General features: G+C 32.9%; 12 protein-coding genes. 6 read left to right on the top strand and 6 right to left on the bottom strand.

Annotated elements, in window-relative coordinates; all coding sequences use genetic code 11:
- Nucleotides 1-30: 30 nt before the first annotated feature.
- Both GXM17_RS04580 and GXM17_RS04575 read right to left on the bottom strand, forming a co-directional pair.
- Nucleotides 31-2,211 (bottom strand): TonB-dependent receptor, encoded by a 2,181-nt coding sequence (locus GXM17_RS04580; RefSeq protein ID WP_163398105.1) that lies wholly within the window; start codon nucleotides 2,209-2,211, stop codon nucleotides 31-33.
- A gap of 66 nt (nucleotides 2,212-2,277) precedes the next feature.
- Nucleotides 2,278-2,607, bottom strand: coding sequence for a DUF6660 family protein (locus tag GXM17_RS04575; protein ID WP_163398104.1), 330 nt, complete (start codon nucleotides 2,605-2,607; stop codon nucleotides 2,278-2,280).
- Nucleotides 2,608-2,742: 135 nt separating this feature from the next.
- Here GXM17_RS04575 and murI point away from each other — a divergent pair, with 135 nt between their 5' ends.
- A complete protein-coding gene (gene murI / locus GXM17_RS04570) occupies nucleotides 2,743-3,519 on the top strand; it encodes a glutamate racemase (protein ID WP_163398103.1) in 777 nt (258 codons plus the stop codon).
- Nucleotides 3,520-3,522: 3 nt separating this feature from the next.
- Here murI and bamG read toward each other — a convergent pair whose 3' ends face one another.
- Both bamG and GXM17_RS04560 read right to left on the bottom strand, forming a co-directional pair.
- Complete coding sequence (bamG, locus tag GXM17_RS04565) at nucleotides 3,523-4,758, bottom strand: BamG family beta-barrel-assembly machinery protein (protein ID WP_163398102.1); 1,236 nt, start codon at nucleotides 4,756-4,758, stop codon at nucleotides 3,523-3,525.
- Complete coding sequence (locus GXM17_RS04560) at nucleotides 4,759-6,078, bottom strand: DUF4270 family protein (protein WP_167522109.1); 1,320 nt, start codon at nucleotides 6,076-6,078, stop codon at nucleotides 4,759-4,761.
- 283 nt (nucleotides 6,079-6,361) lie between these two features.
- On the opposite strand from GXM17_RS04560, the gene GXM17_RS04555 reads away from it, so the two are divergent.
- The 5 genes from GXM17_RS04555 to GXM17_RS04535 all read left to right on the top strand — a co-directional run bounded on the left by GXM17_RS04555 (nucleotide 6,362) and on the right by GXM17_RS04535 (nucleotide 10,445).
- On the top strand, nucleotides 6,362-7,150 hold the full coding sequence (locus GXM17_RS04555; RefSeq protein WP_244307339.1) for a DUF6268 family outer membrane beta-barrel protein: 789 nt from the start codon (nucleotides 6,362-6,364) through the stop codon (nucleotides 7,148-7,150).
- A 14-nt stretch (nucleotides 7,151-7,164) separates the two neighbouring features.
- Nucleotides 7,165-8,172: a Kelch repeat-containing protein gene (locus GXM17_RS04550; RefSeq protein ID WP_163398100.1), complete on the top strand. Its 1,008-nt coding sequence runs from the start codon at nucleotides 7,165-7,167 to the stop codon at nucleotides 8,170-8,172.
- Complete coding sequence (locus GXM17_RS04545) at nucleotides 8,156-8,497, top strand: DUF4907 domain-containing protein (protein WP_244307338.1); 342 nt, start codon at nucleotides 8,156-8,158, stop codon at nucleotides 8,495-8,497. Before GXM17_RS04550 ends, GXM17_RS04545 begins: the two co-directional genes overlap by 17 nt.
- Entirely contained in the window at nucleotides 8,498-9,610 is a 1,113-nt protein-coding gene (locus GXM17_RS04540) for a sensor histidine kinase (RefSeq protein WP_163398099.1), read from the top strand.
- Nucleotides 9,611-9,725: 115 nt separating this feature from the next.
- Nucleotides 9,726-10,445, top strand: coding sequence for a LytR/AlgR family response regulator transcription factor (locus tag GXM17_RS04535; RefSeq protein ID WP_163398098.1), 720 nt, complete (start codon nucleotides 9,726-9,728; stop codon nucleotides 10,443-10,445).
- Nucleotides 10,446-10,534: 89 nt separating this feature from the next.
- Here the strand turns inward: GXM17_RS04535 and GXM17_RS04530 are convergent, their stop codons facing one another.
- Both GXM17_RS04530 and GXM17_RS04525 read right to left on the bottom strand, forming a co-directional pair.
- A complete protein-coding gene (locus GXM17_RS04530) occupies nucleotides 10,535-11,047 on the bottom strand; it encodes a gamma carbonic anhydrase family protein (protein WP_163398097.1) in 513 nt (170 codons plus the stop codon).
- Between the two features lie 18 nt (nucleotides 11,048-11,065).
- Nucleotides 11,066-12,055 (bottom strand): PorP/SprF family type IX secretion system membrane protein, encoded by a 990-nt coding sequence (locus tag GXM17_RS04525; protein WP_163398096.1) that lies wholly within the window; start codon nucleotides 12,053-12,055, stop codon nucleotides 11,066-11,068.
- Nucleotides 12,056-12,110: the final 55 nt, after the last annotated feature.

Below are 12,110 nucleotides of genomic sequence, written 5' to 3'. Positions count from 1 at the left end.
CTCACTTATAAGTTGAGCCATTTTTTTGTTTTATAATTTTATTTTCAAACCTCCATTAATCGTAAACCCTTCTGTATGTGTCCAGATATCATCAAAGGTAGGGTTGTTGTGAGGATCATTTACAACCCTTTTGTAATTACTTTGTCGTGTATCGGTAAAATTTTCAAAATTGATAAAAAAAGCAAAATTTTTCCATAATGTTTTTTCAACCATGAAACCTAACTCCCAAAATGCTGGGGTTTTAGTGCCATCATACAAAAACTGCTCATCGGTGAAATAGCCTTCTAATCCTATTTTAAAATTGTTTTCTTTTTCATAAATCAAGGCCAGATTTACTTTGTTTTTTGGAAGCAATGGCAAAAATTGATTTCCTGTTAAATATTTTGCCTGAGCATCTGTGAAGGTATATCTTGCAAAAAGTTTAAAATCTTCTTTGTAAATAAACTTAACGTTGGTTTCAAAACCCCTGCTTACAACTGGATCTGATGCATTTACAAAGAATGCATAATCTGTATCATTTTCTAATACCAATGGTTTGCTGATTTTTGTTATAAAAAACATCTGGTTAACAGAAATTTTTAAATCAGAGAAAATACTCGCTTTATAATTTACATCTGCAGTTCCTCCAATACTTTTTTCTGCCTCTACATTTTGTAACGGCATTACATTTTGATATTGAACTGATTCTGTCTGCTCTGTAAAAACAGTTGGAATTTTATATCCAAAACCGCCACCAACCCTACTGCTCCATTGCGAATTTATTTTGAACAATGCAGAAATTTTTGGCAAGAAGAAAGTACGGTTTTTTGAAAAATTTATATTCGAATACGACACATTATCCAGTCGCAAGCCATTTTCTAATTTTACATTTTCAGAAACATCCCAGGTGTGTTGAACATACATACCGGCAGTAAAAGATTTAGCGTCTAAAATGCCTGAATTTCTTTGTTCGAAATTATCATAAACCAAATTTGCACCACTAATTATCGTATGTTTTTCTTTGTTTATTACATATGATGCGTCTGTAAAAGAATTCAAATTTATACCGGAAAACTCATAATCAGGAACATTGATTATCCTGTCAAAAAAACTAAGACTTTGTTTTAATTTAAAGCTGTTCTGATTTTCAAATTTCTTATCCAGTTCAAAAACAGTTGTGTTTCGAATGGTTTTATTTTTTTCAAAATACACATGATACGCATCAGCTTTGCCATCAATAACATGCATATCACCTCCTTCCATATTTGTTTTAGTAAAGCTATTGCCCAGCATTAAACTTAGGCTTTCAGAAGGATAATAAAACAAACGAGGATTTATGGTGAAGTTGTGAGATTTGGGAGTTTCAGAAAAATCGTCATGATCAACATCAAAAGCTTTTTGAAAGTTAACGAGTCCAAGTATAGAATATCCAAATTTACCTTTTCGCTGTGATGCATACGCTCCAATATTGGTCTGCCCTATGTTCGACTGATTGAAAATAAAATTGTACTCTCCTTTTTCTTTAGGTGTTTTCGAAATAAAATTAATAACACCTGCAATTGCTCCTCCTCCGTATAATGTTGAAGATGGTCCCTTAACAACTTCTACCTGTTGTAAATCCAGAGGTGGGATTTCAAGAATACTCAGACCGCTTGCAAAATTTCCGAAATTAGCATAGCCATCTTTCAATAACTGTGTATAGCGCCCGTCTAATCCCTGAACCCTGATACTTGCATTACCGCTTGTAGCAGATGTCTGCTGTACCTGTAAACCAGTACTTTCATGCAAAACCATACTTACATTGGCTGGTTTCATATTTGCCTTTTCGTCGAGTTCTTCGGCATCAATAGATTCGATTCTTGTTGGTGTGTTTCTGATCGTTCTGCTGGTTCTGGTTGACTGAACAATTACTTCGTCCAGTTCTTCTTCTTCCCTGGCGATCAAATTGACCTCTAAAACCTCATCCTCCTGCCTGGGAAAAATAACATCGAGGATAAACTCTTCATAACCTAAAAATTTAAAATTAATTTTTTGAATACCGTTTTCAATAGCATTCAATTCTAAAAAACCATTATTATCGGTTGTTCCCGAAATAGTGGTGTTATGAACCTGAACTGAAACGCCTGTTAAATTTTGCCGGGTTTCATTGTCTTTAACTATAATTTTTAAAGTGTTTTGACTATATGCGAATGAACACACAAGCATAGCCAAAATAATTGCATATTTTGTCATTTGATATTAAATTAAATAAATAATAGATTCCCCAAAGTAAAAACTAAGGGTAAAATTCAATACTATCTAACTTAATTTCGGCGGCTGCCAGATTCCTAAGTAAACTGTTTTGTAGTTATTAAAGACATAAAAAACGGATTGCTTTTTAGTGTCAGCAAAACTGGACTTTTTTTCTTCTTTAAAACTGTGATTTTGAAATTGAAAACCATGAACCCCACAACAGGCACAGGAACAAAAAGGTGTACACTGATCGTTTTGAGTATCTGATTTTTGATTATGGGAATGGTTTTTATGAAGTTCGGTTTTTGCAAAGTCAGCACAATCATCTATGTCATTACAAGGAAGCAATGACAGGGAAACAAGATAAATTGAAAATAAAAACCATGTTAATTTCATGCTGTAAATATAAAGAAATCTTTTAGATTCGTTTCAAACAAATGAAGCTTACTCTTATTAATTTTCTGATTTATTTAACCTAAAATTCAATAAAAAGTACGAATTTAGATTTTGAAAAAAATGTAATTTTGTTTTATGACAAACAACAATCCTATAGGCGTTTTTGATTCCGGAATTGGAGGGACTTCAATATGGAGTGCCATTCATGAACTGCTTCCGAATGAAAAAACCATTTATCTGGCAGACAGTAAAAATGCTCCGTATGGTCAAAAATCCAAAGAAGAAATTGTTGCTTTAAGTAAAAAAAACGTTGATTTTTTAATCGAAAATAACTGCAAGTTGATTGTTGTTGCCTGCAATACTGCCACTACAAATGCTATTCAGGAACTTCGTGCCAATTATGATATTCCTTTTATCGGAATAGAGCCTGCCATAAAACCTGCAGCTCATAATTCGAAAACACAGGTTATTGGAATTTTGGCCACAAAAGGTACTTTGAACAGTGAGCTTTTTAACAAAACTGCCGAAATGTTTCAGGATACAAAAATCATAGAACAGGTGGGTTACGGATTGGTACAGCTCATTGAAGAAGGGAATCTGAATTCTCCGGAAATGACACAATTATTAGAATCTTACTTGCAGCCCATGATTGATGCAGATATTGATTATCTGGTTTTGGGATGCAGTCATTATCCTTATCTTATTCCACAGATTAAAAAAATTCTTCCAGAACATATTCAGATTATTGATTCGGGAGAAGCAGTAGCCAGGCAAACAAAAAACATTTTGCGTGAAAAAGCAGGCTTTTCTGATAGTGAAAAAAGCGAACCTGTATTTTACATTAATTCGAATCCTGCCGTTTTAAAATCAATTTTGAATTACAAATACCATGTGGTTCAAAAGGATTTTTAAGCACTATTCTATCTTTCGCTTAACGAACCAGATGCCGTCCAAAGATAAATTCAGTGAGAGTTTATGATAATTTTCTTTTATTAATCCATCTCCTATTTTGCCTTTTTGACCGTAAGAATATGAAATATTAAGAACCGAAAAAGTATTATCAACCGGCAAGGAAACTCCAATAGAAATTGCTGCATTATTAACTCTTTTCCCATCGACTTCCAGGTAACCGGTATCAAAATTCACCCCTGTTCCGTATTGAACGTTATCCCAATAACTCCGGATATTTTTATTATTCCTAAAACTAAATCCCAAAGCAAAACGATCCTGATTAACAAAATCACCATATAATTCTGACTGATTTGTATCGTTCCAGAAACTTTTTTCATAATCAAAAGTCATTCTCAGATTGTTTTTGAAACGTTTATTTATCCCAAAACCAATTTCTGCCGGCATATAATAATCATCGGGATCAGAAGCAACATCTGATTCTATAATGCTTTCATTTGAATTGTTTACGTTTTCTACAGACTGAACTTTAGAAGCCTTAATCTGAGTAGGCGCTTTGAAAGTCGAAGCAATAGTTAGGGTCGAATCAATTTTATACTGAACGCCCAAAGTTGCCCGTAAGCCACTATAATCTGTTTTTTTGTTAATAGTGGTAAGTGAATTTGAAATTACATAACTTCTTTCATCAGTAGTATTTCCAAACAGTACAGTAGCTGAAATACCCATTGCTAATTTTTTACCTAAACGATAACCATAAGAAAGATCAAAATTATTCAATCCACCCGATCCCTCTGCATTTAAAGTATAATATTCCGAAGTATTCGAAATAGGTAATTGTAAATCTGAAATTTTGAACGAGGCACTTGAATACGGCCGCAAAGCAACACTAAAAGCAGATTTTTTAGTCACCGGAAATGCAAAAGCAATATGTGAAAATTGAAAATTATTGCGTTTTTCAGTTTTAAAACTACTCTTAAAAGTGGTACCAATCGCCTTGCCTCCTACTTCAAACATAAAATGATTCAATGGCAAATAAGCTAATGAAGCGGGATTCAGGTTATTAATAAAAGTATCTGATGGTAATGCAATGCCGGAAGAACCAATAGACGGAATTGAACCATAATCGGCATCATATAAACTACCTATACCATACAATGAATAAGGAGAACTGGAAATGCTTTGTGAAAAAGAGGTTACATACATTAAAATGAAGCAACTTAAAAAGGTGATTTTATTTTTCATTTAATAAGAGAGGTAATAAATTTTCAATTGAATTTTATTATTCAGATGCTTCTGATCACCTAAAACGAGCCTGTTGACTGCTTTATAAATATTTGGTAAAACAAAAACCAGTGAAGATCTGGAATCTGATTGTTTAAGCATTTCTTTCTGCAGAAATCCACCAACTGACAAGGAATAGCCCACATTTTCATTGAATTCATCACTTTGTTTATTTAACATAGCATATAAAGCAGTACCAGATGTTGTATTCAATGTCCCGCTAATCCTGTTGAGTTTATCAGCAACATAAACACGTAAGGAATCAGACAAAGGGAATTTCTCAGAATAAGTATTGTTGACAGGTTTCAGAATCAATTCAGCATCAACAATTGCTCCTTTATCCGATATGTATTTAAGCTGTTTTATGTTTGGGAAATCGATTCGGCAGGCCACTCCGGTTCCGGATTGAATATAACTCTGATTATTAGTCATTAAACTGGATAATTTACTGTTTGAAGCAGGCAAATTCTGAATCAGTGTACCCGTTTTATCCAATGAAATAGCATTAAATTGCTTAGTTGCATCTATAATAGAAAAATCTTTTACAAAAGAATCAATGTCATCTCCCAGATATTTTGAATAATAAAGCCGTACTTTACTTGTTAAGCCAAAACCAATAATGCTTGATGAATTTTCAGTTGACGGAACAAGCACTAATCCTTTTAGATATTCAGTGAAATTATCAAAATCTGTAATATCCCTTTGTTTAAACTTTTGAAAAAGAGCTTCGCCAAAAGCAGCATCCATTTTAATATTGATAGAATCTTTTTCTAATGGTCTGGGTTTATAAGAAATGCTTCCTAAACTTTCAGAACTGTAATTCAAAGCCGAATTATTATAAAAGTAATCATCATCAGTATTTGGTTTTACTTTTTGAAGTAACCGATGAATACTAAATGTCTGCACTTTAGTTGTGTCCCCGTAATAATAATTATCATATTTTAAAATCATAGAAATTGAATCGAAAACATAGTTTGCTGATTCCGTATCAGTAGTGCTGATTAATGAATACGAGTCTGATGCTAATTGAAAATAACTGTTTGATTTTACCTTGCCAAACAATGGATCATCATAACTCCCGATTAAAATTTTGCTTTGATTAGAGGTGATAAGAGAATCAAAATTTATAGTAGCCATTTCTACCGTAACAGTATCAATTAAAATCACCTTATTGTTTACTGCCAAATAATCTGATCCTACTACAAACTCTCCGCCATCTGTATCGGTACCGCAGGAAACTATTGCGAAGACAAAAAACAACATCAAAATAAACTTATGCATAATCCATTTTTTTGGACAAATATAAAAGGCACATTTCTTGACAGCACTATAACATATACAATCCCTGGTTTTTAACCTATAGAAAGCATGAAACCATCTACAATTAATATTCAGAGACAAATAATGGATTAGGCCTGTAAAACTGCCATTTAGTCTACTAAAACCAGCCATACATATATCTTCTTTTTTTTAAAACAACCTCCCGCCTACTTTTGAATCAATTAAATGAGTAATGAGAATAAAGATTTTAGTTTGGGTGATGCTATTGGTTTATACTTTTAGTATGAAATCACAAGAAAAGTTTTCTGCAGATTTTAATTTAAAGACTGAACCAACAGAAGAAATTAAATTTAATGAATCGAGTGCGGGGATATTTTTTTCAAAAAAAATAAACGATAAAAATGAAATTACAAATACAACGTCATACACCAATCTCAAAATAAAGTACGAAGCGGGGGCTTATGAAGGTTTCGAAGGTTTGAATCAGTTTAATCGAATTCAAAACAAATTTGAGCTTTTACATACCATTTCAAATAAAACAAAATTGATTTTTGTACTTACACCAACAGCCAATTTTCAACAAAATTTGGGTATTTCAGATATGAGTATCTTAGGCGGTTTTCAGCTTTTACAGGAATTGTCTTCAAAAACAGCTGTAAGCATTGGATTCGAAAGATCTACAGTATTTGGTCTGTCTAAATTCATTCCTAAAGTATCATTTTTCGGTACAATAAATCAAATGGATATTTTAGTTGGTTTCCCGAATTCAAAAATATCTTATTCCAATAATGAGCGAAACAACTTTAGTCTTAGTAATAGTTTCAACGGCAGTTTTTACAATTTGGATAAACCTGTTGATTTATACAGCGAGGCAGCAAAAATTAGCACATCGCAAATGACAACTGCTCTTGAATATGAAAGGAATATGGATAATAACTGGTTTATCAATTTTAAAGCAGGTTATAACTTTGACAAAAAGTATAATCTTCTGGATAAAAACAATCACAAATTATATGATTTTAATACCGGTAACGGATATATTTTAAGCGTAGGGATCAAATACAAACAATAAATAAATTTAAAACTATGAATAATTTAAAAAAAGGGATATTATTCGCGACTCTGTTATCAGGCCTTTTTTTTACAGGCTGCAGCAACGATGATGAAGATGATGAATTAATAGGTAACTGGATTAAAAAATCTGCATTTGATGGTCCGGCCAGATCCAGTGCAGCCAGTTTTGTAATCGGGGATTATGCTTATGTTACGACAGGTTATACAGGAGATGAATATTTAAAAGACTTATGGGCTTATAATTCAAATGGTGATTACTGGGAACAAAAAGCTGATTTTACAGGAACCGGCAGAAGTTCTGCTTCAAGTTTTGAACTCAACGGCAAAGGTTACATTGGTCTTGGATATGACGGCACCAATAAACTGAAAGATTTCTATCAGTACGATCCGGTCAGTAATTCATGGACGAAAAAAACTGATTTTGGAGGAACGGCACGTTACGGTGCATTAGGTTTTCAGGTAGGCGGCAAAGCGTATTTTGGAACAGGTTATGATGGAAATTATCTAAAAGATTTTTATCAATATGATGACACAGTTAATACCTGGACATTGGTCAGCGGGTTTAGTGGAAACAAAAGACGTAATGCTACCGTTTTTGTAATCAATGATAGAGCTTATCTTGGAACCGGGGTAAATAATGGGGTAAACCAGGAAGATTTTTGGGAATTTAATCCTGAAACTGAAGTGTGGACAAGACTACGGGATATTGATCAGGATGATGATGATGATTATAGCTGGAACGATGACTATGCAATTACACGTACAAATGCATCCAGTTTCAGCTTAAACGGACTGGGTTATGTTGTAGGCGGCGAAGGGATCAAAACTGTTTGGGAATACAATCCTTCAACTGACTTATGGGTAGAAAGAACGGCTCTTGAAGGAGCGGCAAGAACAGATGCTGTAGGTTTTGCAATCAATAACAGAGGTTTTTTAATGCTGGGCAGAATAGGCTCTACTTATTTTGATGACTCATGGGAATTTAAACCATTTGAAGCACAAAATGACGATGATAATTAACAGTACTATAACTAAATTCTTCCGGAAAGCTTTCCGGAAGAATTTACTTTTTATTCTACTTTTCCTGCCGTTTACAACTTGTTCAAAAAAAGAAATACTTCAGGCAGAATCAATTAAAACTACATCCGGCTGGGGATATACAATTTCTTATAAAGATAAAATTCTAATTAAGCAGACCATTATTCCGGTTATTAGTGAAACTAAAAGTTTCAGCTCTGAGGATGATGCATTAAAAGTAGCCGGTTTAGTGGTAAAAAAACTGAATCAAAGCATATCACCATCGGTAACCAAAAATGATTTAATTTTATTAAAAATAAAAATGTAAATGAACATCGGTGCCCTTAAAAATACAAATTCAAATAAAATTTTATTCCATGTTACTATATGGACTTTCTTTATATTGACATCATTGATTCAGTTTTATGAAAGTCCTTTTAGAATCAACAATGATTTTTATGTACAATGGGGAACCGGAATTGTTTTATTCTACCTCAACTATTTTTATCTGGTACCTGCTTTACTTTTAGAAAAAAAATACTGGCTCTATTTTGTTTTTGTACTTGCTTTGATTTTACTTTTTATGATAATCCGAATAAATTATTTTATTCCGGAATTTAATCATTTGCGGACACCAAACATGATGCCTCCAAAAATGCTGCCTGAAGAAGCCAAAATGTTTATAAAGGAGGAAAGAATGAAAGTGCGTATACTCAAACAGCCTCTTTTTTTTAAAATAGGCCCTTCCTTTTTCTATCTTTTGATTACAGCCATTAGTGCCATTGTCAGAACATTAACTGAATTCTATCAAAATCAGCAAAACAAGTTAATAGCCGAAACACACAGAACAAATACAGAATTGAATTACTTAAGAAAACAGACAAATCCACATTTCCTGTTTAATTCACTTAACAGTATTTATTCCCTAGCTCATAAAAAATCTGATTTGGTTCCTGATGCCATCGTTACATTATCAGAATTAATGCGGTATATGCTGTATGAAACGGACAATAAAACGGTGGCTTTAGAAAAAGAAATTGACTATATTCAGAATTATATAGAATTACAAAAACTGAGGCTAAATAATATTGAAAACATTGTCATTAATGTTCATGGTGATACCCGAAATAAATTTATAGAGCCTTTATTATTAATTTCATTTGTTGAAAATGCATTCAAATACGGAACTGATTACAAGGGTGCTGCGTACGTAAAAATTAAGGTTTTTATACTGGAAAACAGTCTCGATTTCTGGATTGAAAACACCATCGAAAACTATGTAAAAGATCCGGAAAACTCAGGTATTGGATTAGCAAACATTCAAAACAGACTGGATTTATTATACCCGAACGCACATGAATTGACAATTAAACAAGACAATCAATATTATCGTGTGCACTTAAATTTAAAATTAGATAAAATTCAAACTGAGATTCATTAAAAACAAGTTTTAAACAAATAAGCTTACTCATATTTTAACTAATTTTTAAAATGTAAGTCTTTCGTTTAAAGCTACTTTTGACACAATCAATTATTAAAACTTAAATCTACAAGACATGAAATGTGTAATTATAGACGATGAACCTTTAGCGGTAGATTTGCTAAAAGATTTTGTCAGCAAAATTGATTCATTAGAATTAATAAGCACTTTCAACAATGCTATTGATGCGGTTGCTTTTATTAACCAAAACAATGTAGATTTAATTTTCCTTGATATTCAGATGCCTCATTTCTCCGGAATTGAATTTTTGAATACTATCGAAAAAAAACCTTTGATTATTTTCACAACAGCCTATTCTGATTATGCAGTCGAAGGTTTTAATCTTGGAGCAGTAGATTATCTGGTAAAGCCAATTCCGTTTCACCGATTTCTAAAAGCTGTACTCAGGGCACAACAGATTTTAATTCCCGTAGCGGGTACTGTTAATACAATTTCAGAAAGTACAACAATTCCTGAATTAGAACAGGATTTTATGTTTGTAAGAGCAGAATATGAAAATGTGAAAATGAATTTCTCAGATATTTTATTTATTGAAGGGTTAAAAGATTACGTAAAAATTTACACAACAGACAATAAATTTACCCTGACCCTGATTAGTCTGATCAAATTAGAAAATTTACTTTTCAGCAAAGGATTCTCAAGAATTCACAGATCATATATCATCAACATCAAGCATGTAAAATCGATACAAAAAAATAAGGTGCTGATTAATGATAAACGAATTCCGATTAGTGAAAGCTATAAAAATGCTTTTTTCGAAAGAATCAATATATAATTTGCTTTCAAATAAAAAATCCAAATTCTAATAGTATTCGAACTAAATTGGAATTTGGAACTTAAAATATTGCCTTTTTATATTCTACATTATTCTTTAAACCAGCCTGAATACATCACGTAATTATTAGAGATACGCTCGATTTCTCCCGCAAAATCCGACTGATCAATATCTTTCACTTTTTTGGCAGGAACACCTGCATAAATACTTCCTGAAGCTACAACTGTATTTTGTGTTACAACCGCTCCGGCTGCAATAATCGAATTGCTTTCTACCACACAATTGTCCATTACGATAGCGCCCATTCCGATTAAAACGTTATCCTGAATGGTGCAGCCATGAACAATAGCATTATGTCCTATCGATACGTTATTGCCAATAATTGTAGGATGCTTTTGATACGTGCAATGAATAATCGCTCCGTCCTGAATATTCACTTTATTGCCAATTTTGATAAAATTGACATCCCCGCGAATCACAGCATTAAACCATACACTGCATGAATCGCCAAAAGATACATCTCCAACAATAGTAGCATTTTCAGCCACATAACAATCATCGGGAATTTCAGGAAATTTCCCGTTTACGGATTTTATCAACATGATATTCTATTTCTATATTTAATTAACAGCAGGGCAACTACAGTCGTAACGCTCCCTCTTACAAAATAAGTTTATTCCTAAAGTTATCTGGTGATAACCTCCTGTATCAAATTTCACATCTCCTGTAACATTTGAATACGTATAAGCAAACATAAATTTTTTGTAGTTAAGACCAATGATCGGGGTTATATACTGTAATTTTTGGTCTCCCACTCCGGTTTCTTCGCTATAACGCGCGCCATCAAAACTTCTTCTGTAAGACAATGCTGCCCATATACTTCCGAAGTCCATATTTTTGTAGGCTTTTAAATTCAGGTCAATCGATTTTTCTTTCGTCTGATCAAAATACTGAAATAAAATTGATGGCTCCCAGGTAATATTTTCTCTTTTTCCAAAAACATATCCTGCACTCAAAAGAAACTTTCTCAAATTATCACTCTCATAATCCGTATATAGCTGCCTTCTGGTTTCTATAAGTCCCTGAACAGTTAAATGAGCATAAAAATCCAAAAAATTATACGAAGCTCCAACATCAACATTGAAATAAGAATCGTTTTGTATTGATCCAAAAACAATAGGATCAAAAGTTCCGCCAAATGAAGTTTCATCCAGCTGACTCTGAATAAAACCTCCGCTTATACCAAAAGAAAGCTGATTCAAATCCAGTTCGCTCCTTGAAAACATAATATGATGAGCGTAAGTAAGTTTCACTCCCTTTTGTGAATGATAACCGTTTTTATCATTAAAAACAATAATTCCTCCACCTGATCTTTCGCCAATCCTACCGTTGAAACTTAATGTCTGTAAAGAAGGAGCATCATCCTGACCAAACCATTGTTTTCTGGCTGTCAGTCTTATTTTGGCACAATTTGCTGCGCCTGCCATAGAGGGATGAATCAAGTAATAGTTATCTGATAAATAGTCAGAATAAACCGGAATTCCTTCTTGTGAATAAGAATAGAATGAAACAATTGTAAAAATAAACAAGATTCTGATTTTCAATTCCATGAAAGTAACTTATTTAGATGCTTTTTCAATTTTAACAAGATTGATTACAAAAAGA

The organism is Flavobacterium fluviatile (assembly GCF_010645065.1).
Classification (GTDB): domain Bacteria; phylum Bacteroidota; class Bacteroidia; order Flavobacteriales; family Flavobacteriaceae; genus Flavobacterium; species Flavobacterium fluviatile.
Note: the sequence above shows the minus strand (reverse complement) of the source record. Positions and strands in the feature narration are given on the sequence as shown.